The following is a 25,114-nucleotide window of genomic DNA, read 5'->3' on the forward strand; positions in this document are numbered from 1 at the left end:
CCTCTTATAAAACCGATAGTTGAGATTGTTGCAATTTGAACTTGCGACCACTGTAAATGAACACCGCGACAAATACCGCGCAGCTTGCCACACGAACCAACATTGGGATGTCGTGCCAAACCAGCAATGTACCCACCACTACCAACAAGAGACGAGTCAGAATGTTTAGAGGACCTTCCAAGTAGCCTTCAATCGCACCAATCAATGCATAGGTTCCGATGATGGCGAAGAAGCCCACGGCAATTACCGACGTTACATCCCAACTTACTAAGCCTGTGTAAGCAATCAGCAGCGGTACAAGATACAAACCTTTAGCGATTTTCCATGCCATCAAACCGGTACGCATTGGCGGTGTTTTAGCGATGGTTGCCGCAGCAAAGGCGGTCAAACACACTGGAGGCGTTACGTTGCTGTCTTGCGATAACCAGAAGATGATGAGGTGAGCAGCCAGCAATGCCAAGCCTACCGCTTCCATACCCAAACTTTGCTCTAGTAGGGTTTCCATAAAGTCTGCGGGTACTAACGCCACCATTTCTTTCGCGGTTTCCAACGCCATTGGTGTATTAAGCAGTTCCAACTTTTCTGGCGCTGCCAACATAAAGATGGCTTTTGCTTGTTCAGGCAATTGACCCGATACCATCAATTCAAGCAATTGGTTTTCCGCAATCAACTTGTAAAGCGCAGGGGCAGACAGTGTACCCAATACAATATACGCCGCTGTCACAGGTAAACCCATACCCAAAACAAGAGAAGCGAGCGCAATCAGAACGATCATGATGAACAAGTCACCATTCGCCCAACCGTCGATCATCAATGAGAAGGTGTTGCCGATGCCCGTTGTGCTGATCACGTTGATCACCAAACCAATACCCACCAGCAATACGGCGGTTGTCGCCATGTTTTTCGCACCTTGTGAAAGTGCTTCGATGATCGCTTTTGGTCCCATCTTGTGATCTTTTGAGAACCAAGAAGCCACCACCACAGAAATGATCGACAAGCCAGCAGCGTAAGTTGGCGTAAAGCCTTGAACCAACAAAGTAACCAATACCGCCAGCGGGATAAGGTTGTGCCAACCGCTGATCAGCACTTTCAGTAGAGATTCATCGCTGGTCGTGATTTTTTGAACGCCGCTGCGTTTGGCTTCGATACGCACAAAGAACGCCACAGACAAGAAATAGATAAGAGCAGGAATGAAAGAAACGGCAATAATATCAACATAAGGAATTTGCGTGTAAGACGCCATTATGAAAGCACCCGCTCCCATCACAGGTGGCATCAACTGACCACCTGTCGACGCCGCAGCTTCAACGCCCGCCGCGAAGCGCGAAGGGAAACCTGCTTTTTGCATTAAAGGAATACTGATAACACCAGTTGAAACCGTATTTGCCACACTAGATCCAGATACTGAGCCCATCAATCCCGAGCCAATCACTGCGATAAAACCGGGACCACCAATGATTTTGCCAGCCGCAGCACGTGCCACATTGATGATGTAATCACCGACACCAGAGCGAACAAGAAACGCACCGAACAGAATGAACATGAATACGAAAGTCCAACTGATGCGTGAGATAGAGCCAAACATGCCCTCAGAAGAATAGAAGCTGCGGTAGAGCAAGGTTTCCATGCTCAAACCCGGGAAGTGGAAAATACCTGTCGCCCACTTACCCCAAAGCACAACGTAGCTTAAACACACCACAATCAACACTGGAATAAACCAGCCCATGGTGCGTCGAATCAGTTCGATAACAATCAAAATTGCCATGATGGCGAAGACCCAATCGCTGGTCACGAACTTCACACCGCGTTCATATAGCGCATCTTCGGCATAGGGAATGTAGAGCAAACACGCGACCGCGCCCATGGCAATCAACACATCGATGCCAAGTGCAATCTTACTCTGCTTGAGAGAGATATGAGCCGGATACCAAAGCGCACAAATCACCGCAAAGCCAGCAAAGTGGGTCGCGGAAATCCATAACTCTGGTAACGTCGATAAGGTATTAAACCAAATGTGCAAAGCAGACAACACCACGCCAAACACTGTGATTGTGGTGGTTACCCACGGAAAATCAGTGCGCGTGGGCAGCTCAAACTTCTGCAATTCCTTTTCTATTGAGTCGCTCATCTCATACTCCAAGCTCTGGCGGCTTTTTCCATCTTAGAAATCGGTAGGGATAAAATGCCCCGAGCCGAAACTCGGGGCGAAGTTGGCGTTATTTCGCCATTAGGTCTGATGGGATTTCGATGCCCATTTCTTTGTAGTAACGCACCGCACCTGGGTGAAGAGGCACTGGCAAGCCAGCGATCGCTTTCTCAATCGCCATTGCTTTTGTTGCTTTGTGGATGCCTTGTAGGAAAGGCAGGTTCTCGTAGATCGCTTTGGTTAGCTGGTAAACGTCTTCTTCCGAGATATCTTCACGAACTGCCAAGAAGTTAGGCTGTGCAATGGTGGTGATCGGCTTATCTAGACCCGGGTACGTGTTCGCTGGGATCTCGTACTTCGTCCATAGGTTGTAATTGCCGTTCGCCTCTTTGATTTGTTCGTCAGTAAACGAAAGAATCGAAATGTCTTTACCCAACGCAGCAAAAGCTTGAGTGACCGCACCAACAGGTACACCCGCAGGCGTGTTCATGCCGTCAATGGTGCCGTTTTGAAGTGCGCTCGCACTGCCGCCGTAACCCATGTAAGCAAGATTGAATTTATCAGGGTCGACCTTCAGACCTTTCATGATTTGGCGACCAGAGTTCTCAGTTCCTGAGTTCTTCTTACCGATAGAGAACTTCTTGCCATCTAGGTTGTTCAGATCAGTCACTGTGCCCGTTTTTGCTAGGTCAGAGCGAACAATAAAGTGCTCAACGTTTTGCCAAAGCATAGAGACTGAGCGCAGTTGTTCTTGGCGACCGCTCTTCTCATAAGGACCTTCACCAGACCAAGCCCACGCACCGTAAAGACCTTGTAGAATCGCGAACTGTGCTTCGTTTTCATTCAGCAGTTTAACGTTTTCACCAGAGCCCGCAGAGCTGATTGCAGAAAGGGAGAAGTGGTGCTTTGGTGCCAACTTCACTTTGCTTAACGTCGCCAACGCTACGCCCACAGGGTAGTAAGTACCACCTGTCGATGCCGTTGCAAGAATATAGCTACGATCTTCTGCCGCAGCGTTAGCAGCAATACCAAAAGAAGTCACAGCGACAGCCAAAGCTTTTACCAGCTTATTCATTTTCATTATTACTCTCCGTGTAGTCGTTTCACGATTGGGGATTTACATCATGTTAAACCTTTATTAACAACACATTCCCTAGAGCAATTGAAATGCCAACTTTTAACCCTTTGTATTTATTGAACTAAGAGCTGAAAGACATCAAAAATGAGCAAAATCATGCTGATTTGATAGCAAAGTAATGAGCAAGATCTTGCTCATTGAAGAGGAGAAGGTTGCACGCCTAGATCGCAAAAGGTTAATAAAATGTGATCAAGACAAAATAAATGCACGATTCACTAATAAGCAATATTTTGCCGATGCAATTTTGGATTGAATTGCAACTAATGAGCGTCTTAACAATAAGAAGAAAAAGCGCATCATTCTAAACTGCTCAATTTATCAGCTGAGGTTTATAGCCTAAACGACTACAAATAGCACAAAAATACAGCAAAGAAAGCCATGTTACAAAAATGAAAAGTCATTTATTCTAATTTTTAATTTAAAAAGCAGCTCGATCCACCAGTTCAGAAATAAACATTGACCGTATCAACTTATTTTCTACTTCGGGGTTGTGCCAATGGCCCTATGTTCGTTAGTGTAACAACACGCCAAGGCAAACGTATTCCTTGGTATTTTTTCGTCTTTAAGGATCACCCATGTCAGCAACTGCGCAATTACAATTCGCTTTAAAACGCCCATCTGGCGTTGCTGCTGCGATCCTCCTGCTCTCTCTGAAACTGATTCAGAGCTGACAGGCTATATCTAAACTTTCTGTCAGCTTGAGAAGAAGCTGACGGGAACACCACATACTCCTCCCATTCCTTTCAGTTTCTTCCAAGCGAAACATAAGAGGAATAACAATGTTAAGCGCACGCAATATCGCCGCTTTGGGCTTCATGACTTTCGCCATGTACTTAGGCGCGGGTAACCTGATCTTCCCTCCATTTTTGGGTTACCAAGCAGGTGAAAACTTTCTGAGCGGGATGTCTGGCTTCCTCTTGACGGGTGTAGGTCTGCCTGCGATGGCACTGGTGATGGTGGCTATCGTAAACGGTTCAGACAAATTAACCGCTGCCCTACCTAAACCTTTGGCGACCAGTTTTTGGGTGATGGTGTTTATCGTGATTGGCCCTGCGTTCGTGATCCCACGTGCAATTACCGTGGCTTACCAATTTAGCTTTGCGCCAATGTTTGGTGATGCAGCTTTGGTGCCTTTCACTATTGCCTTCTGTGCTATCACCATTCTATTTGCCCTATATCCGGGTAAATTGGTCGACAACCTAGGCAAGATCTTAACGCCTGCCTTGATGGCAATCTTGATCATCATGTCTGTGACGGCTTTGGTTTCTCCTGCAGGTGAGCTAACTGCCGCAACGGGACCATACCTATTTGGTGCATTTGCTGAAGGCTTAACCCAAGGTTACATGACCATGGATGCATTAGGTTCTATCGGTTTTGGTTGGATTATCTTCCGCGCGATTCGCAGCATGGGTGTGGATTGCCCGAAAGCCACCGCAAAATACACGCTAATCGCAGCTTTGATGTACGCGGTTGCCATGGCGTTTGTTTACATCTCATTGGCTTACATTGGCTCGACAAGCTCATACTTGGGTTCTGAGTTCAGCAATGGTGGCGACATTTTAACGGCATTCACCTTCAGCCACTTCGGCGCGTTTGGTTCACTACTACTAGGTGCCGTGATGGTATTGGCGTGTTTGACTACTGCTATCGGCGTAACCACCGCAGGCAGTGAGTTCTACGACAACACTTTCAGCAAAGTGAACTACAAAGGCTGCGTTATCACGACCATGGTATTGGCTGGTTTGATCGCCAACGTAGGTCTAGAGCAACTATTGGCTATCACATTGCCAGCGGTTGTGGCGCTTCACCCAGTCGCGATTGCGTTGATGATCATGGCACCAGTGCGCAACAAGATGTCGCAAATCATGGTGGTAGCAACCGCATTCACTGCTCTAACGTTTGGTTGTGTTGATGCGCTGCACATCCTAGGTTACATGCCAAGTTCCACTGATGAGTGGATGGGTAATTACATGCCTCTGTACAATGACTTTGCTAGCTGGATTGTGCCTAGCGTATTTATGATGATTGTTGGTCTGCTGTTTACGACGAAAACCAACCAAACCGAACAATTCGAGCTGGTGAATGAATAGCCGTTTAACATAAGACATCGCTCAATAAGTGCGTTACTATGTAGCTCGCTTATTGATATCAGGCAAAGGAGTTGCCTGAATGAAAGATTGATATGGGTCGCCTATGGATAATCAGTATCTAGACATCAGAACACTGAACTTTATCGTTATTCTGTTCTCTTGCATTTACTCTATTAGTCTGCTTTGTTATCAATACACTCAGGGTAGAGTCAAAGGCTTAAAAACCTTCTCGATATCACTACTGTTTATTGGTTTAGGCCCTTTTTTACTTGGCTTTAGAGGCTCTGCGCCAGACTGGCTGACCATCGTCATAGCCAACACTCTCATATTAGTCGGCTTCTTGCTTACGCTATATAGCGTAAGCATTTTTCGTCAATACCCTTTAAAATTGGCTCACTGTCTTACCTTGTTAACACCTGTTTTCAGTGGTTCATTTTACTATTTCACCTTCCATGACCCTTCTATCAAAAGCCGCATTATTTATCTGAGCATGTATATTTGTATCGTCACCTTCTTTAGTGGTGTCGCCATGCTTAAAGGTACCCAAAAGGACTTAAAGCTCCCTGTTAAAGCAATGGCTTACTCTTTCTTTGGATTTAGTTTTTTTATGGGATTTAGGGCGCTTTGGAGTACTTTTTCAGGTGAGTTACCAAGCTTTATGGTCGCAGGCCTTATCCATCAGCTGACGTTCTTATTTAGCATCTGCCTGATCGTTGCTTTGAGCTTTAGTATGCTGTGGTTAATTAACGGACGCTTGGTGCAATCCATTAATGATCTCTCTCATTTAGATGCACTCACAGGGCTATATAATCGTCGAGCCATGGAAGAAATCGTTCCAAACTTGGTTAGTAAAGCACATAAAAAAAGCCAAGCAATCAGCATTATTATGACTGATGTCGACAAGTTCAAAGCGATTAATGATCACTATGGTCACACGGTTGGCGACTCCGTCATGGCAACGATCTCCACTATTTTTAAAAAGCATCTTCCTGAGTCCGCCTGCATTGTGCGATTTGGTGGTGACGAGTTCATGATTGTTTTGCTCGAAAAAGCACAGCAAGCCAAAATTGTCGCAGAGCAAATTCGCCTTGCGGTCGAAACTGAAACCGCTTTGCAATCATTTAAAACTGAAGTGACCATGAGCTTTGGTATCAGTCAGTTATCTGAGGGGCAATCACTTCAAGAGGCGCTTGCTGAAGCAGACGAAGCGCTATATAGCTCTAAACATACTGGAAGGAACCTCGTTACCTTGTTTGGAGAAGGTAAAGACCTAAATTATAAGTTTGTCCCAGCTCCAGCCAAAAGCGCATAACGTGTTTGTTATGCCAGTAATTTCGAATTAGCTAGAAATCGCACTAAGTATAGTCGGAGCGATTCAAACCAAACTTCTGCATCTTTTGGTTAAGGGTTCGACGTGGTAAATCCAACTCCTGCATCACCTCATTGATGCGTCCATGATGCCTGACTAAAGAATCATGTAGCACCTTACGTTCAAAGTTATGTAGCTGAATCGCCAACGGCACGCCCGCATGCGTCTCTTCGGTTGTTGAGGATGGTCGACTGGAGAGAACTTCCATCACGGAGACGGTTTCATCCAATGCAAAACGCATCGCTACATTCCTAAGCTCACGTACGTTACCGGGCCAAGAGTAAGCAAGAATGGCCTTTCTATCGGCTTCACTCAGCAGACGACTCTCAGGATTACTTTTCAGAGCAAAGTGTTCGAACAAGATCAACGCATCTTCTTCTCGCTCACGTAGCGGTGGCAAATAGATCTGCGCCACATTAAGACGATAGTACAAATCCTGACGAAACTCGTCATGATCATTGAGATCTTCTTTCGCGGCGGCGATCACTCTCAAATCAACTGAGATCTGTTGGTTGCCCCCAACGCGCTCTACCGTATGTTCCTGTAATGAACGCAACACTTTCACCTGCATGGACAGCGGCATACTCTCGATTTCATCAAAGAATAAAGTGCCTTTATCCGCGTATTCCAACTTACCAATGCGCTTTTTACCCGCTCCGGTAAATGCCCCTGCTTCATGCCCAAACAGCTCACTTTCAAACAGGTTCTCAGGAATAGCGCCACAGTTGATTGGCACAAAATGATAGGATCTGCGTTGGCTTTCATTATGCAAACTGGTCGCCACCAGCTCTTTACCACAACCTGTTTCGCCGTAAATGATCACGTTAGTATCAATGCGTGCTAACTTGGCTACTTGTTCTCTAAGCTGTTGCATCACTCGGCTTCGCCCAATCAACACCTCTTCTAAGCCGCTAACGCTAGATAGGTACTCTTGGCGATCTTGAGTAGACGTTTGTGCGCGATAGCTCTCGACCGCTTCGGTTACTCGTTGGGATAAACGCTCAGGTTGGAAAGGTTTCTCAATAAAATCGAACGCACCGTTTTGTAACGCCCCTACTGCCATATCGACGTCACCATGTCCGGTGATCAAGATAACTGGCGTTGGGACGTGATTGGCAATCAGGCTTTCTAGTATCGACAAACCATCGGTGTCTGGCAGGCGAACGTCACTGACAATCGCATCAAATTCTTGGCTCAGAATGGCCGCTTTGCCCTCTTCGCCTAAACTGAATGAGGTCACATCGAACCCCGCCAGTTGCAGCCATTGGCTGGTAGCCTGACGAACAATGTCATCGTCTTCGATAAGTGCAATTTTAGGGATGTCGTCAAAAGCCATGAGTTACTGCCTGCTTTGTGGGGTGGGAAAGAAATCGATCTTTATTAACGGTAGCAAAAACCACTGAGGAGAAAAGGAGCTAGATCTCACTTCTTGCTTACAAGTCTTTAACATCCAACCAGTTAGGCGCACTCTTTAATGACTGTTGGTGAGAACGCACTAGCTGAATGGAGTCGGTATGCAGCGCAAAAGGAATGGCAAAACATGGCTTGTGGTCGCAATTGCGGCAGTGCTGATGTTGTCTTGCTATAGCGCCAGCAGAGAGGTTGCCCGTCAGTGGTTGAGTGTACAAACTCAAACCGAAGCTCAACAAAAACTACTCGACTATATTGGTGAAGTTCGCCGTGCACTCAAACGCTTCTACCACTTACCTTACCTCGTAACCAATAACCCAGAAACCATCGCGTTTGTGAAAGGGAATCTGACTTATTACGAGCCATTGCAAACCCAACTGACTCAGCTAGATAAAGCCGCCAATACGGAAGGTTGGCTAATCCTGTCTAACTCTGGCGAAGTATTGGTCTCGAGTTTAATCGAAGAGCGCTTTAGCCTGTCTGACCGAAAAGCCATTGTGGAACAAATTCACAACCAAGGCGGCGGTGTTTCCTTGGTGAACAAAACCAAAGGTTCGAGCCCATTGTATTATCTTGCAGCCCCTATCTACGATGGTCTGGATATCGCTGGCATTGTGGTGGTGCAAATCAACCTTAGCTTGTTGACCGAACAGACCATTACTAGCCAAGACATCATCACGTTGCAGAATCGTCAACAACGCTTTTTCCTATCGAGTAGCGCGCTTTATAACGCTGACTGGTTTAACGAACCGAGCAACACCGTTCAGTTAGAAACGCAACGCTTATACGACAACACCAATATCAGTGTGTGGACGCTCAACCAGCAACGCTATTTTGCGCACACCGTTAAATTGGATGATTTGAATTGGTACGTCAGCTACCTCACCCCTTCTAAGCCGATTCAACAAACCATCAACGTGATTGGTTGGAGCGTAGCGGCGCTGCTCTTGTTGGTTGTATTACTCGTCATCATTGGTCTACAACGTCGACAAAAGCACATCAATCAACAACGAATTCAAGCCCTGTTGGAAGAGTCTCAACGCCGCTTGAAACAGATGATCAATAAAACCCACGTTGGTTTGCTATTGATTGATGAACAAGGGCAACTGTTCGATCTCAACCCAATGGCGAAGCGTTTGTTCTGTTTACCAGAAAGCGTCAATCGACACGCTTTTGCTTGGGAGTTATTCGATGCAGGCAATCCCAATTCCACCACACTTAAGCTACTGAAAGACTTACCTAAACATAAAGAGCTCGCAGAGATCAGCACGGTCGAAACCATTGCCAGACGCAGTGACGGAAGCGTCTTCCCTGTCCTGTTCTCGCTAACCAGTTTCCCTTGGCATGGCGAGCAGTATTTCCTTGCAACGATCATCGACATCAGCAAGCGGAAAAAAGCCGAACAGTCACTGCAACAGGTCAACCAAGAACTGGCACAGCGAGTAGAAGAGCGAACTCAAGCGCTAAAAGAAGCACAAAGCCAGTTGATTGAATCGAGCAAAATGGCCGCTTTGGGTCGCATGTCGAGCGCGATCACTCATGAGCTCAATCAGCCACTAACAGGTTTGCGAACCCTGCTCACTACAAACGAGCTGCTAGCGGAACGTGGCGAAACCGAGATGATGAAAGCCAACAATGTTTTGGTACAGAAGCTGATTGATCGTATGGCAAGCATGACCAGTCAGTTAAAGACGTTCGCCTACAACAAACCAGAAAGCTTACAGGCAATTTCTCTCACCTCTGCACTCGAAGAGACCTTACGCGTTTATCAAACCCAATTAGACAAAGTGGATGTACGTGTTCGAGTTCCTCATGACTTACCTAACGTCATGGGTGAAGAACAACGACTGCTTCAGGTGCTCGGTAATCTTGTCTCGAATGCGCTAGACGCAATGAACAATACCACCAACCCGCAGCTCAACTTGATCGTCAATCCAACCGGCAATCGGGTCGAACTGATCGTCAGTGATAATGGCTGCGGCGTGTCGGATGAGATGCTTGAATCCATGTTCGAGCCCTTCCAAACCTCAAAGAAAATTGGTGAAGGCTTAGGGCTGGGTTTAGCAATTACGGCCAACAATATGCGTGATATGAACGGACAAATTACCGTGCATAGGAATGAACAAAATGGGCTGACTTTCACTTTATTGTTCAAATCAGCCTAAGGTGATATTGATTACAAAATCATCATTAGAACTAGGCATCCCCGCTGTTTGAGAAAAACACGATCTCGATACAAGTATCGAGGTGTCTCCTACACTATTCTCAAGCAATAAATCCACAAACATTTCCTAAATATAAAGAGTGAGAAACATGATTAAGTTTCCTGAACATTTTCTTTGGGGTGGTGCCATTGCTGCAAACCAAGTAGAAGGGGCGTACAACCTTGGGGGTAAAGGGTTATCGACATCAGACATGCTGCCAAACGGTATTTTGAGTCCGCATCAAACCCGTGCAGAGCGTACACCGGGTATCAAAGACGTGGCGATCGACTTCTACAATCGCTACCCAGAAGACATCGCGCTGTTCAAAGAGATGGGCTTTAACTGTCTGCGCCTATCTTTAGCTTGGAGCCGCATCTTCCCGAACGGTGACGAGCTAGAACCTAATGAAGAAGGTTTGGCGTTCTACGATAAAATTTTTGACGAACTTGCCGAGCACAACATCCAACCTTTCGTGACCTTATCTCACTACGAAATGCCTTACGCACTGGTTGAAAACTATGGCGGTTGGGGCGATCGTCGCGTCATCGAATTCTTCGAACGTTATGCTCGCACCGTGCTGGGACGCTACAAAGACAAAGTGAAGCTGTGGTTAACCTTCAACGAAATCAACATGTCTCTACACGCACCATTTACTGGTGTTGGTTTGCAAGAAGACGCCAATGAACAAGAGATTTACCAAGCGATTCACCACCAGCTAGTCGCAAACGCAAAAGCGGTAAAACTGTGTCAGAAAATCGTACCAAACGGCAAGATTGGTAACATGCTGCTTGGCGCAATCAACTACCCATACACCTGTAACCCTGATGACGTGCTTGCTGCCATGCATGAAAACAACAAGTGGTTGTTCTTCGGTGATGTGCAAACACGTGGTCAGTACCCTGGCTACATGAAGCGTTACTTCCGTGAAAACGGCATCGAAATTCAGATGGAAGCAGGCGACTTAGAAGAAATTGCATCGGCAAGTGTCGATTTCATCTCATTCAGCTACTACGCAAGTGGCTGTGCAAGTGCAGACCCGAAACAGAAGGAAGTGGGTAACATTGTCGATAGCGTACCAAACCCATATCTTGAGAAGAGCCAATGGGGCTGGTTGATCGATCCAAAAGGCCTGCGCATTCTGCTGAACTTCCTTCACGATCGCTACCAAAAACCACTGTTTGTCGTAGAAAACGGCTTAGGTGCACGTGATGAAATCGATGAAAACGGTGAGATTCAAGATGATTACCGCATCGCTTACTTGAACGACCACCTTGTGCAAGCACACGAAGCGATTCTGGATGGCGTTGAGTTGATGGGCTTTACCAGCTGGGGGCCAATCGATTTGGTCGCGAATTCAACCGCTGAGATGAGCAAACGTTACGGCTTTATCTATGTCGATCGTCATGATGATGGGCAAGGAACGCTAGAACGTAAACGTAAGAAAAGCTTTTTCTGGTATCAAGACGTGATTCGTACTTCAGGCGGTTCATTGAAAAGCTAAGCCTGTTGTCTAGGTATAAAGTGCAACTAGGCATTCGCCTAAACCATCAAGCCCTGCAATTGCAGGGCTTGAATTTTAAGGTGTTTATTCATTTAGAGATTAAACTGCAATCTCTCCACCGTCTTCACGGCGAATAACCACTGTCGCCGCTCGTGGGCGCACAGAAACACCAGCAGGCGTTTCTTCGGCTGCATCTTCACTGTATGGCCAGTTACCTGGGTGCTGAATATTCACAAACAATGATTTGTAATCAGGGCTGATGGTAAAGCCTGTTACTTCACAACCATTTGGTCCGACAAAGAAGCGTTTCAATTCAGCTTGATTATCCGCACCAATCACAGCTTGATCACCATTCTCATCTGTTAGCTTAGATGGAACAACAGCCAACATTTGATCATTGGTGTAAGACGTGACTTCATCTGCGCCGTTATCAGTCTGAATCCACAAAATACCACGGCCATCAAACGCTAATCCGTCTGGGCTCGCAAACTGGTTTAACTCATTCAAGCCAGAACGGTTGGTATCTGCATCACCATTTGCTGGCGAACCAAACACAAAGATATCCCAAGTAAAGTCAGTTGCTGAAGCACCTTCATCCCAACGAATAACATGACCAAACTTATTATTCAAACGTGGATTCGCAGGATTGGTTTCATCTGTACGGCGCGTATTGTTCGTCAATGTTAAATATACTGAACCCGTGAATGGATCAACCGTACACCACTCTGGTCGATCCATTGGTGTTGCCCCAACTAAATCCGCCGCACCCGCAGTATTGATGATAATTTCAGCCAGTGAATCAAAGTGATCCGCTAACGTACCACCAGCGGTTGTTACGCTATCAAGCGTTAATGGTAACCAAGTACCTGTGCTGTCTTCATTGAAGCGCGCCACATACAGTGTGCCTTCGTCCATGTACTTGTCACCCATCGCCAAGCGGTTATCAGGGTTAGCATCTGCTGGATCCCACGCTGCCGCAGATTCAAATTTGTATAGGTATTCAAAGCGAGAATCGTGGCCAGAATAAAATACCACTGGTTTGCCTTCTTCAAGCTTACCGAAAGTACAGCCCTCGTGACGGAAACGACCTAGCGCAGTACGTTTCTTCGCACGTGAGTTTTGCGTGTAAGGGTCAATCTCGACAATGTAACCGTGACCATTGGCTTCATTACGGTAATCATCCATCGCACTTGCTCCTGTTGGAGCCACATTAAAGCGAGAGAACTCATCAAGACGCTCTTCTGAATTTCCTGCTAATGTCTCCCACAAGTAGCGTGTACTTTGATCATCGACACCAATGCGATCTTGCTCTTCTGTACGAGTCCCGGCATTAACAAAGTAACCTGGCCAGTTCTCTTCACACGTTAAGTACGTGCCCCACGGCGTGTAGCCGTTGCCACAGTTGTTTAACGTACCACGCGCTTGGCTGCCATCTGGCGAGAAACGAGTGACAGTTAAAGATGTGTGGGCCACCGGGCCAGACAAATCCATGACTGTCGCACCAGTATAACGACGGTTTAGTGGATCGGTATCAACCAACTTCCACATGTTGTCTTCCAGTTGAATGCGAACCACTGACACACCGTGCGCGTTAATCTCTTTGCGCACTTCATCTACAATGGTACGTACGCCATTTTCAACCGTCGGACCATTTGGATGCAGTGCTGATGTGTCGATGTACTCGTGGTTAATACATAGCAAGCCATCTGTAGTGCTATCGTTCAATGGGAAAAAATGCATGCCGTCATGGTGCATGCCTAGCGCATTTAACTGATCGGTACTGGTGTTGGTACCATCATTTTGCCATGCGCTGCCTTGCGCATTAAGTGGTGTTCCCCAAGGTACTAGTACTTGTGCGGTGTAGCCTTGTGGAATTGAAACTGCGTCAGTGAGTGAGCCAGGGATAGATTCAAAGTTAAGAACGGCTTTAGATGCGCCCGAACCACTGCTTACTGTACTCCCTGAGTCAGACGAGTTACAACCAGCCAATCCGAAAGCACCAAACGCTGTCATCGCACTGATACCTAAACCACCTTTCAGAATGCTGCGTCGAGATAGGCTCGCTTCTAATACTTCTTCAAATGGTTTGTTTTCACTTTGATTATAACGCGTCGCGTCAAAGGTTTCCTTGCTCATTTTTACTTTCCCGATCTTATAGTTTAATTAATAAATAAGTGATTAGTTGAACGGCAAGAAGTTTGGATAAGAAAAATGACAAAAGTGCTTAAAACATATGAAACTTGTGTTTCAACAATACTGCAAACCAACCAACACAGCTAACGAAGCAATTAAATTCTGGTCACATAATCACCAACTGTATCGCTTCATTCTGATTTTACTTGGGCTAAAGTATGATAGAAGGTATAAGGTGTACGAAATCAAATCATCTACGAGAGATAATCATGAAATTAGACAAGATCGATAACAAGAGCCGTCGTATCCGTAAAAAGCTGTTCTTAGGTGAGTTCGCAATCCTAGGTTTCGAGATCAGCTGTGAAACAGACATTAACGACTTCGACCGTTACGATGCATTCGTTGATGACTTTATCGACTACATTGACGAGCTTGGTCTTTGCTTCGGTGGCGGTGGTCTAGAACTGTTTGAAGGCTTCCTATGTTCTACTAACCGTTACGGCAGTGCGACTGAAGAACAGAAAGCGCAAGTTATCAAATGGTTAGAAGCACGCCCAGAAGTGAAAAGCGCGCAAGCGGGCGAACTAGTTGACGCCAACTACCTGTAACTAAAGGGCAACCTGTAATACGCAGAGCTCAATAAATGGTAGAGAAAGCTGGTCTTAAGACTGGCTTTTTTATTTTTGGAAGAATGCGATATTAAAAATAGGGTGCTTGGGAAGTTGCGCGGAGTGATTTTGGCGTTTTTGAGCTGGCAATCAACGGGAAACTGCGTTCCACAGCCAGCTCGTGCCTTTAGGTATAATTAACTATGATTTTTTAGCTGGGGCGTCTTTCGTGTCTTTCCAGTATTGAATACGCACACGATGTAGCTGAGCTCTTCTAGTCTTTTTCATAGTAAAGTCCCTCATCTTATATAAGTAACGCTCCTCATGGAGCTTATTGTCTAAGGTCGTATCCCCTTCAATCTATAAGGGAATCAATCATTTAACCGTGACCAATTTCACAACATAATGATAATTACCGATTTCTTGCAGCCTGTTTTTACTGGCAAACGGCATATTATCTATCTGACACAGTTAACTTACTCACCAGATATGACAGAAAAATGGCAATCAAGTTCCCTACTTATACTGTCATTGAATCTTAATAAGGATTAACAAGGTGGGCATTTCAGATTTACCATACTGTTTATAAAAACCGCAAGAATTTTTATTTCTTTTCAAACAAATCTCTACTCAAGATCAATTCACTTTCATCTTTATCGTCTCCCTTTTAACGCATTGTGATCCAGTTCAATCCACAGAACTCGGAACAAAAAGCGCACATTAATACATTCACCACCAAACTTGTGCGAGATCTCTTACAAGAGTTGTAAGCAAATAGATTAATCACCTCTAAGAGCAATGCCAGAAAAAAACATTAAATATATGATTTAAAAGTAATATTTAAATTCACTTAAAATAATAAGTAAAAATAATTTAGAAAAGTTAATTGAGTCAAATCAGCAAAACATCAATACTCAACTTGTCGACAGGATGTTGGCGGGAACAGGAAAAAAGCCTAAAGGATTGGGTATCTTCAGGATGAAGATTTGATAGCTTAGGATGAGTTGTCAGCAAGGATGTAGTTAAGCTCTAGGATAGAGTTCGCCCGTCAGGATGATAGGCAAGAATGGACACCGCTAGGAAGGCGATGAACAAGGAACTCGGTTAAAGGACTTAGCCACAATCAAGGATAGATGCAGGGAGCACCTATTAGTAGCGGGATTGCTGCGAAAAAGAATAAGCCCCGTCTGGGAAACCAGGCGGGGTTTTATTTTGTCTGTAATGTATTGATAAAGATTCATCTTTATCGTTTAAGTCTTCTCTGTTTTCATAAAACACCGTGCTATCATTTTCTTTACGTCTCCCAACAAAGCTCTCAGAAAATCACACACTATGCTTAATCCTGTTTGGTTACATACATTTAAGACATTGATTGAAGTCGGTCATTTTACGCAAACGGCAGAAAAACTTTTTATGACTCAGCCTGGCGTCAGCCAACACATCAAAAAATTAGAGCAAAGTTGTCAGCATGCCTTGATCAAGCGCGAAAACAAAAGCTTCGAATTAACCGAGCAAGGCAGGATTGTCTACGCATATGCGCTCGAGTTAGAAGATAGAGAGAAGAAGCTGCTCGAAGAGCTCAGTTTTGATGATGCGTTTTCAGGCCACTGTAAACTGGCTTGTTCTGGTGCAATGGCGTTAATGTTGTATGGGCCCATTTTGGAGAAGCAAAAACAGCACCCGAGCTTATCGTTACATTTAGAAGCCGCGCCAAATCAATCTATTCTCAACGCCATAACGCAAGGGCACATCGATATTGGTATCGTGACTGATGTTCCCAACAAAGGTCTGTTTCACAGTGAGCGAATTGGTAAAGAGAGGTTGTGCTTGGTTCTGCCAAAGCATTATCAAAATAAGCAGATAACGCCACAACTCTTGCATGACTGTGGTGTCATTAGCCACCCTGATGCCGAGCATTACATGACGCTGTTTTTTGACCAGTGTGAAGAACCACAGCTCCAAGAAATTAAGATGAGCGATTTACCATTATCCGGCTACGTAAATCAATTGAGCCAAATTTTGCTACCTGTCAGCAAAGGACTTGGCTTCACCGTGCTGCCTCAAAGTGCGGTCGACAATTTTCCGCTAAAAGACACGTTACACATTGCTCAATTGAAAAACACTGTATGTGAAGAGCTATTTCTGGTTCGTAAGCGCAGTCGTGCTCTACCTCTGCGCTATCAGACCATCAAAGAAGTGTTATTGGATGTGATCGGTGGTGCGCATCAATGATGTTAGCCACTCTTCGCTGGTAATGCGTTCCTCTTGGCAATCCACCCAATATGGTTTGCCAGATAACCAACTTTTCGACGCAACTTCTTTTATAAACACATCCACGGAATCAACGTCATCTTTGGCGTAATCCCATTTATTGCGCATGTGTTCTGCTGCTTCTTGATTAGTGTACGACTTGCCGTTGCGGATAAAAGTGCAAGAGGATTGCTCAACTCGTTTTATCAACGTCGAGATATCTTGCTCTACCCCTGCTAGTGCAAAGGTAGGCAGAATGCTTAATGTAAGTAACAACGTCCACTTTGCTTTCATCGCACCTTTATCCTTATCCCTGGCCACGTAACTACTAACTACTAATAGTAACTACTGATAAGTGACTTAACTATTCTGGTGTTTGGCTGCTTAGCTCAGCAATTATTGCCACCATGCCCGAGCAGGCTGAGGCTCCGCAATCGCCAAGCGTTGACCAATCTCAGGGCTAACTAACGTTACACCGCGCTCTTCACTGATGTCTAACGCGCGTTGCATCGGTTCATTCCAATCGTGCATCGATAAATCAAACGTGCTGTTATGGATCGGCATCATAACTTTGCCCTGCACATCGATGTGTGCTTGAACGCTTTGCTCTGGGAACATGTGAATGTCTGACCAGAGTTCATTGTACGCACCTGTTTCAATCATGGTGAAGTCAAATGGACCGTACTTTTCGCCAATCTCTTTAAAGCCATTGAAGTAACCAGAGTCACCACTGAAGAACACTTTGTGTTGTTGTGCATTGATAACCCAACTGCCCCACAGCGTCGTATCGCGGTCTGTCAAACCTCGACCGGAGAAATGCTGAGTCGGAGTCAATGTATATTCAATGCCGTCGACAGAATGTGACTCCCACCAATCTAGCTCGATCACTTTCTCCTTCGGCACCCCCCAGTTAACCAGTAATTGCCCCACTTTTAACGGCACCAAGAAAGTGCCCACCTTGTCGCCTAGCACTTTAATAGAAGCTTTATCTAGGTGATCGTAATGGTCATGACTGATCACCACCACATCGATAGTTGGCAAATCTTCTATCGTGATGGGAGTTTTGTGAAAACGTTTTGGCCCAGCCCATTTCACAGGAGACGCGCGATCACTGAATACAGGGTCGGTCATCACCAGTTTTCCATCGAGCTTCATTAATACGCTTGAGTGACCCAGACGATAGATGACGTCATCGTGCTCTTCTAACAGCTGCTGCGCTGTGATCGCATGCACTGGAATTTCAATCGTTGGTGTTGGGTTAAGGCGCTCAGTCGTAAAATACGCTTTCATGATTTCGAACATGTCGCCCAAACCGCTTTTGTATTCCAACTCTGTATTTGCAAATTTGTCCGGGTATGTTGGCGCTTTTTCAGTATCAACATTAGAACAAGAAATCATGGATGTACCCATCGCGAACGCTCCTACTGTGGCTAGCAAAGTTTTTTTCATAAAAAGTTAACCCGAACAAAAGTAAACTACACGGTGCAGTTTACATTCTAATTATCAAAAGTAAACTACTTAGTGTAAAATAGATCAAGAAATGATCTTCTTAACTTAGCAAGCTTATGAATGTAAAAAGAAAAAGTCGTAGCGAAACCAAAAGAGAAGCCATCTTGTGCGCGGCAAGGCAAGCGTTTCAAGAGTTTGGAGTGCAAAACACCAGCATGGATAAGCTCTCTTCAATCGCACAAGTCTCTAAGCGCACGGTCTATAATCACTTCCCTTCTAAGGAAGCGATCGTGACGGAGTTGCTGACTGAGCTTTGGCGTTCGTCAATGATGGAAAGCGATATTAAACGCTTGGCCACTCTGCCACTTAAAGATCAATTGATTGAATTACTCTACAGCGAGATCATTGTGGTGACGGAACCAAACTATATTGAGCTGGCAAAAGTGGCATTTGGGCACTTCTTATTTAAGCCGGAAGATCTCAAAGAACAAGCAGAACAAATGTCGAAACAGGAAACCGCCCTGTACCGCTGGCTTACTGAGAAATCGAACAGTGGCGCTTTGCAAATTGATGATGTACATATAGCAAGCACTCAATTGCACAACTTACTTAAAGGCAGTGCATTCTGGCCGCAGTTAATGGGAATTCGCCCCTCTTTGTCGAATGAAGAATCTAGGCTGTTAGCTACCCAAACGGCGGAACTTTTTTTAAGTCACTATCAAAACAGCTAAAAACAGCGGTCAAATTGGCCGCTTTTTTAAGCGATAATTCGTGACAAAGCGATGAAATTTTTGCTCAATTTTATTTATCTCACCCTTGACAGTCTCATACCGCAAGGCGTGAGCGTTCGATAAAATATTTTTGTCGTGTCGACGATGCTTTTTCGTTTTCATCTCACAAAAAAACGCCCTAAGGTGCGCACCTCTGACGACGTGGTTGTTCAACCACAATTCTAAATCGTTGAAGTAAGTAGGTTATGTCATAACATGATCACCTGCCTACTGCATTCTATGCTCTATACTTATATTTTAATTTGGTACTGACTTACTAAGGAATTGCCATGCGTATTGCTATTCTCTCTCGTAATGAGAATTTATATTCAACCATGCGCCTAAAACAGGCGGGTGAAGAACGTGGGCATCAAATCGATGTGATCGACACGCTTCACTGTTATATGGACATTACGAGCAACAACCCTAAGATCCGCTACAAGGGTGAAGAATTACCGCAATACGATGCTGTTATTCCACGTATTGGGGCATCTATTACGTTTTACGGCACTGCTGTTGTACGTCAGTTTGAAATGATGGGTACATTTTGTGTCAACGAATCTGTCGCGATCAGCCGCTCTCGTGACAAGTTGCGCTCATTACAACTGCTATCACGTAAAGGCATCGGTTTGCCACGCACTGGCTTTGCTCACCATCCTGACAATATTCAGGACGTGATCAAAAACGTTGGTGGCGCACCTCTAGTGATTAAATTGCTAGAAGGCACTCAAGGCATTGGTGTTGTACTTGCTGAAACAAATAAAGCGGCAGAAAGCGTGATTGAAGCTTTCATGGGTTTGAAAGCTAACATCATGGTGCAAGAATTTATCGAAGAAGCAAAAGGCGCGGACATCCGTTGTTTTGTTGTCGGAAATAAAGTAATCGCCGCAATGAAGCGCCAAGCAAAAGAAGGCGAGTTCCGTTCTAACCTTCACCGTGGCGGCTCTGCACAACTCGTGCGTTTGAGCAAAGAAGAGCGTGCGACCGCTGTAAATGCAGCGAAAGTGATGGGCTTGAACCTTTGTGGTGTGGATATCCTTCAATCTAAAAATGGCCCAGTGGTAATGGAAGTGAACTCTTCTCCTGGTCTAGAAGGCATCGAACTAGCAACGGGTAAAAACATTGCAGGTATGATCTTCGATTTTATCGAGAAAAACGCTAAGCCAAATTCAAACCGTACTCGCGGTAAAGGTTGATTTTTGTTTAACGCACAAGAGAGCCAAAAACCGGCTCTCTTGTTACTCGTCGCTAGGATGACACTATGAATCAGAAAATGATCATTGGGAATGCCGAAGCTATTTGCTTGCCAGAGTTAGGGATTACTCACCTTGAAGCGCGTATTGATACAGGCGCTCAAACCTCTTCATTACATGTAGACAATATTGATTGCTTTGAAAAAGATGGTCAGTCTTATGTTGCATTCGATTTGCACCCAGATGTATACCATTTAGAACAAGTGGTTCGCTGCACAGCGAAACTAAAAGCAAACCGTAAGGTTAAATCTTCTAACGGTACTTTTGAGCACCGCTGCGTGATCACGACGATGCTGCGTATGGGCGACCAACAATGGCCAATCGACATTACGTTGACTAACCGTGAAAAAATGACTTACATGATGTTGTTAGGTCGTCAGGGCATGGCAGACAAAGTGCTCGTTGATCCTAGCCAATCTCACTTATTGGCATCTTAACTCCGTAGCTTCAGATGAGTGATCGAACGTTTTTGTTGAGCATCACTCGTCTGGCTTTATCTTCGCTTACTTCCTACGAAATAACGCAAACAACAATCCCTTCGCTTTAACTTTTGTCACTCGCCAGTGCGTCATTGGCTTAGTCGGCGCTGTATTCAAAATGTGCTGATACGCTTTTTCATCCAAAGTTACCTCTCCCCCATGTGCCAAAAGCAAACATTGCGGATTCATCTCAAACACACGCTTTAATGATTGCCGATATTGATTCGGATGAAATATGGGAAACGGCGCAATCAGATGCTTTTTCACCTGCACCATTAAATCCGCCACATACAACACATCTTGTTCAGAATGATAAACCGACAGATCTCGATCAGTATGCCCTAGCGTTTCTAGCACCTGCCAATCATCAAATCCAGGAATAAACTCTCCATCAATAAGTTCAATATCTGGATTTAACTTGCGGGAATACCAAAGGTTTTGCTTTGGTTTACGCATCCGATTCGCCATCCAGCGTGCTAACATTAAATCGGTCAAATGCATTAGCCAACCGTCTACACCGCTATACCACTGGCTCTCTCGCTTTGCGGCCAATAGCTTACATCCTGTTAAATCACGTAGTTTGTGCGCACCACCAGCATGGTCTGGATGCATGTGGGTCACAACAACCAACTTTAGGTCAGAAAAAGGACGATGGAGTTGATGTTCAATAAAGTCTTTAAGATGAGGGATGTCTGCTCGACTGGCACCATCAAGCAACAATAATTTATCGGGATATTCGGCGAGATACATGGTCTGAATGTACCCCTGAATTCTGTGCAGCTGCAAAATATGTCCTTATTTTAGTGAGATGCTTCATGACCGAATCCTTACTGGTCAGACCAACTATAACAGCAGAATGGACGCTTCGGTAAACAAATATTCACACGTAGCGACGACAACAAATCATAATCGAGATGATAGATTTTAATCATTAGACTCAAGGGCCCTTTTATCCGTTAATGCGCGCACACGGAGTTCGTGTCAGGGTATGAGGTAAATACCTCATGATTTGCTTTTTTGTACTTTTCCTTCTAATTAATTAAGGAGTTAAGTACATTTTTGTGAGAATCGAGTTGGAAAAAGCAACTAAATTAGACCGCATCCGCGCGGACTACAACGTTCACTACTGGAGCCAAGGTTTCTACGGCATTGATGACCAAGGCGAAGTATATGTATCACCACGTAGTGATCGTGCACATCAAATCCCTTTCAGCGCTATTGTAAATGAGCTAGAAGCGAAGCAGTTAAATCTGCCTGTATTAGTACGCTTCCCGCAAATCGTGCACCAACGTGTGCATGGTATTTGCCACGCATTCAACCAAGCAATTGAAGAATACCAATATCCAAACAAATACTTGTTGGTGTACCCAATTAAAGTAAACCAACAACGTGAAGTGGTGGATGAAATTCTAGCGAGCCAAGCTCAACTAGAAACCAAGCAGCTTGGTCTTGAAGCGGGTAGCAAGCCAGAATTGTTGGCGGTACTTGCATTGGCTCAACAAGGTAGCTCCGTGATCGTGTGTAATGGCTACAAAGACCGTGAGTATGTGCGTCTTGCACTGATCGGTGAAAAGCTGGGTCACAAGGTATTCATCGTACTAGAGAAGCTTTCTGAGCTGGATCTGGTACTAGAAGAAGCGAAAAGTTTGGGCGTAAAACCGCGCCTTGGTTTACGCATTCGCCTCGCCTCTCAAGGCGCAGGGAAATGGCAAGCAAGTGGCGGTGAAAAATCGAAGTTTGGTTTATCAGCATCGCAAGTGCTTAGCGTTATTGAACGTCTTAAACGCGAAGGCAACCTAGACGCGATGCAACTGGTTCACTTCCACCTTGGTTCACAGATGGCAAACATCCGTGATGTACGCAATGGTGTGAACGAGTCTGCACGTTTCTACTGCGAACTACGCGCACTCGGTGCAAACATCGAGTACTTCGATGTGGGCGGCGGCTTGGCAGTGGATTATGACGGCACACGCAGCCAATCATCGAATTCGATGAACTACGGACTTGCAGAATACGCACGTAATATCGTCAACACAGTGGGCGATGTGTGTCTGCAATACGAACAACCAATGCCAGTGATCATTTCGGAATCGGGTCGCTCGCTAACAGCGCACCACGCTGTATTGATTTCTAACGTAATTGGTACCGAGTCGTACCTACCGGAAGAAGTACATGAGCTTGATGATGACGCTCCGCTTTTGCTACAAAACATGTGGCGAAACTGGGAAAACTTGCAAGATGGTACAGACGCTCGTGCGTTAATTGAGATTTACAATGATACCCAAAGTGATTTGGCAGAAGTGCACTCTCAATTTGCTACAGGTGTGCTTAACTTGGAACAACGTGCGTGGGCAGAACAATTGTCACTACGCATTTACTTCGAATTAAGCCGCAAGATGAGCACTAAGAATCGCTTCCACCGTCCGATTCTGGACGAGTTGAGCGAACGTCTTGCGGATAAGTTCTTCGTGAACTTCTCTCTCTTCCAATCTCTACCAGATGCTTGGGGTATTGATCAGGTGTTCCCTGTTCTGCCACTTTCTGGTCTTGGCGAGGCGGAAGAGCGTCGTGCAGTGATGTTGGACATCACATGTGACTCTGATGGCGCGATCGATCACTACGTTGATGGTCAAGGCATCGAGAGCACGCTACCTGTACCAGCTTGGAGCAAAGACAAACCGTACCTAATGGGCTTTTTCCTAGTAGGCGCATACCAAGAAATTCTTGGTGACATGCACAACCTATTTGGTGATACCCACAGTGCTGTAGTCAATGTTGATGAACACGGTCAATTTGAGATCAGTTACATCAACGAAGGTGATAGTGTAGAAGACATGATGCGCTACGTTCATATCGACGTGGATGCGATTCGTGACAATTATAAACAATTGGTTTCACAGCGAGTTGAAGCCAATGAACAAGCACAAATCCTAGCAGAACTAGAACAAGGTCTAGCAGGATACACCTATTTAGAGGACTTCTGATATGAATGATTTGTTTACTAAAACTGATTATTCGCTTTACTCCAACTCTATGTCGTTTTTACGTCTGCCGTATATTCGTAACCCGGTATCGGCAGACGCAGACGTTGTGGTGTTGGGAGTCCCTCTGGACATGGCAACATCTGGTCGTCCAGGTGCGCGTATGGGTCCAGATGCAATTCGCCGTGCCTCAGTCAACTTGGCATGGGAAGGTAAGAAGTTCCCGTGGAACTTCAACGTATTGGATAAACTGAAAGTGATCGACGCAGGTGATCTCGTATTCGATTGCGGTGATGCGGAAGATTTTACTTACCGCCTTGAAGCGGCAACCAGTGAAATTCTAAAAAGTGGTAAAACCATGTTGGGATTGGGCGGTGACCACTTCATTACGCTACCTATCCTGCGTGCCTATGCGAAGCATCATGGCCAAATGGCGTTGATTCACTTTGATGCTCATACGGACACCTATGCAAATGGCAGTTCATACGACCACGGTACGATGTTCTACCATGCGCCGAAAGAAGGTTTGATCTCAGCAAAAAACTCAATACAAATCGGCATTCGTACGGAGTACAAACAGCAAGATCACGGCTTCAATGTGATTAATGCGATGCAAGCGAATGACATGTCGGTGAACGAGATCCTAGAAGAAATTCGTCGGACCGTCGCAGACAAGCCAGTATATGTCACTTTTGACATCGACTGCTTAGACCCGGCCTTCGCACCGGGAACTGGTACACCAGTTTGTGGTGGCTTGAACTCAGACAAAGCGCTGAAAATTATTCGTGGTTTAGCCGGCATGAATATCGTGGGTATGGATGTTGTCGAAGTATCGCCTCCATACGACCACAGTGATGTTACCGCACTAGCGGGAGCAACCATCGCACTAGAAATGCTTTACGCATACGCATCTGAGCGCGAATAGACATAATCATTTCTAAGGGAGCTTCGGCTCCCTTTTCTTTCTGATGCCTTCCTCTACCTTTTATTCACTCGTTGCATCTTGAACTCAGATCAACCGAGCAGACGCTTTATTTTTGCACTTTAACCATTAAAACCAGTTACCTATAAGGCTCATTCTATTCACGAAAAGTAAAAGATTTAACGTAATTAGACAAAGAAATGCATCTCTTTTTGAAAACAAAATCGGATTAGTTTTTCTAATTGAAATCATAGATTTTTATCTTGCTCAACTTCACACTTTTCGATTGCTAATTATACAAGCAAGCACTATTATCTCGCGCAAATACCCCCGCAACACAAGAATTCAGTTGGCACTCTATAAAAGAGCGCTAAGGGTTTTTACGTCTTAAATTTTTTGGAGAGATACGCA

General features: G+C 45.2%; 18 protein-coding genes. 11 read left to right on the forward strand and 7 right to left on the reverse strand.

Translation table 11 applies throughout. From position 1 onward, the window contains the following. Positions 1–4 precede the first annotated feature (4 nt). On the reverse strand, positions 5–2,128 hold the full coding sequence (locus tag R7P80_RS14530; RefSeq protein WP_225491657.1) for a TRAP transporter permease: 2,124 nt from the start codon (positions 2,126–2,128) through the stop codon (positions 5–7). Positions 2,129–2,216: 88 nt separating this feature from the next. Then, complete coding sequence (locus tag R7P80_RS14535; protein WP_017635521.1) at positions 2,217–3,227, reverse strand: TAXI family TRAP transporter solute-binding subunit; 1,011 nt, start codon at positions 3,225–3,227, stop codon at positions 2,217–2,219. 836 nt (positions 3,228–4,063) lie between these two features. Here R7P80_RS14535 and brnQ point away from each other — a divergent pair. Beyond that, complete coding sequence (gene brnQ, locus R7P80_RS14540) at positions 4,064–5,374, forward strand: branched-chain amino acid transport system II carrier protein (protein WP_206949471.1); 1,311 nt, start codon at positions 4,064–4,066, stop codon at positions 5,372–5,374. Positions 5,375–5,477: 103 nt separating this feature from the next. Further along, positions 5,478–6,686 carry a GGDEF domain-containing protein gene (locus R7P80_RS14545; protein WP_005374203.1) on the forward strand — a complete coding sequence of 403 codons (1,209 nt, stop codon included), beginning with the start codon at positions 5,478–5,480 and terminating at the stop codon, positions 6,684–6,686. 43 nt (positions 6,687–6,729) lie between these two features. On the opposite strand, the gene R7P80_RS14550 is transcribed toward R7P80_RS14545, so the two are convergent. Then, positions 6,730–8,079: a sigma-54-dependent transcriptional regulator gene (locus R7P80_RS14550; protein ID WP_225491656.1), complete on the reverse strand. Its 1,350-nt coding sequence runs from the start codon at positions 8,077–8,079 to the stop codon at positions 6,730–6,732. Positions 8,080–8,257: 178 nt separating this feature from the next. Between R7P80_RS14550 and R7P80_RS14555 the strand changes: the two genes are divergently transcribed. Then, entirely contained in the window at positions 8,258–10,318 is a 2,061-nt protein-coding gene (locus tag R7P80_RS14555) for a sensor histidine kinase (protein WP_225491655.1), read from the forward strand. Positions 10,319–10,466: 148 nt separating this feature from the next. Then, positions 10,467–11,858, forward strand: coding sequence for a glycoside hydrolase family 1 protein (locus tag R7P80_RS14560; RefSeq protein ID WP_033906241.1), 1,392 nt, complete (start codon positions 10,467–10,469; stop codon positions 11,856–11,858). Between the two features lie 99 nt (positions 11,859–11,957). Here R7P80_RS14560 and R7P80_RS14565 read toward each other — a convergent pair whose 3' ends face one another. After that, entirely contained in the window at positions 11,958–13,994 is a 2,037-nt protein-coding gene (locus R7P80_RS14565) for a PhoX family protein (RefSeq protein WP_130546491.1), read from the reverse strand. Between the two features lie 266 nt (positions 13,995–14,260). Between R7P80_RS14565 and R7P80_RS14570 the strand changes: the two genes are divergently transcribed. Beyond that, entirely contained in the window at positions 14,261–14,599 is a 339-nt protein-coding gene (locus R7P80_RS14570) for a YggL family protein (RefSeq protein ID WP_054701928.1), read from the forward strand. 1,332 nt (positions 14,600–15,931) lie between these two features. After that, a complete protein-coding gene (locus R7P80_RS14575; RefSeq protein ID WP_005384184.1) occupies positions 15,932–16,831 on the forward strand; it encodes a LysR family transcriptional regulator in 900 nt (299 codons plus the stop codon). Here the strand turns inward: R7P80_RS14575 and R7P80_RS14580 are convergent. Then, positions 16,799–17,143, reverse strand: coding sequence for a DUF5329 family protein (locus tag R7P80_RS14580; protein ID WP_017819716.1), 345 nt, complete (start codon positions 17,141–17,143; stop codon positions 16,799–16,801). The genes R7P80_RS14575 and R7P80_RS14580 overlap by 33 nt on opposite strands. 102 nt (positions 17,144–17,245) lie before the next feature. Next, positions 17,246–18,259: an MBL fold metallo-hydrolase gene (locus R7P80_RS14585; RefSeq protein ID WP_017819715.1), complete on the reverse strand. Its 1,014-nt coding sequence runs from the start codon at positions 18,257–18,259 to the stop codon at positions 17,246–17,248. 155 nt (positions 18,260–18,414) lie between these two features. Between R7P80_RS14585 and R7P80_RS14590 the strand changes: the two genes are divergently transcribed. The 3 genes from R7P80_RS14590 to R7P80_RS14600 all read left to right on the forward strand — a co-directional run bounded on the left by R7P80_RS14590 (position 18,415) and on the right by R7P80_RS14600 (position 20,758). After that, positions 18,415–19,029: a TetR/AcrR family transcriptional regulator gene (locus tag R7P80_RS14590; protein ID WP_021035906.1), complete on the forward strand. Its 615-nt coding sequence runs from the start codon at positions 18,415–18,417 to the stop codon at positions 19,027–19,029. Positions 19,030–19,358: 329 nt separating this feature from the next. Further along, a complete protein-coding gene (rimK, locus tag R7P80_RS14595; protein ID WP_005374224.1) occupies positions 19,359–20,264 on the forward strand; it encodes a 30S ribosomal protein S6--L-glutamate ligase in 906 nt (301 codons plus the stop codon). 65 nt (positions 20,265–20,329) lie between these two features. Beyond that, positions 20,330–20,758: an ATP-dependent zinc protease gene (locus tag R7P80_RS14600; protein WP_005384193.1), complete on the forward strand. Its 429-nt coding sequence runs from the start codon at positions 20,330–20,332 to the stop codon at positions 20,756–20,758. A gap of 66 nt (positions 20,759–20,824) precedes the next feature. Here the strand turns inward: R7P80_RS14600 and R7P80_RS14605 are convergent, their stop codons facing one another. Then, positions 20,825–21,550 (reverse strand): MBL fold metallo-hydrolase, encoded by a 726-nt coding sequence (locus R7P80_RS14605; RefSeq protein ID WP_005384195.1) that lies wholly within the window; start codon positions 21,548–21,550, stop codon positions 20,825–20,827. Between the two features lie 323 nt (positions 21,551–21,873). Between R7P80_RS14605 and speA the strand changes: the two genes are divergently transcribed. Then, entirely contained in the window at positions 21,874–23,784 is a 1,911-nt protein-coding gene (speA, locus tag R7P80_RS14610; protein WP_033906546.1) for an arginine decarboxylase, read from the forward strand. A 1-nt stretch (position 23,785) separates the two neighbouring features. Beyond that, positions 23,786–24,706, forward strand: a complete 921-nt coding sequence (gene speB, locus R7P80_RS14615) for an agmatinase (RefSeq protein WP_213874395.1) — start codon at positions 23,786–23,788, stop codon at positions 24,704–24,706. Positions 24,707–25,114 lie beyond the last annotated feature (408 nt).

The organism is Vibrio sp. 2092 (genome assembly GCF_033339635.1).
Lineage (GTDB): Bacteria > Pseudomonadota > Gammaproteobacteria > Enterobacterales > Vibrionaceae > Vibrio > Vibrio alginolyticus.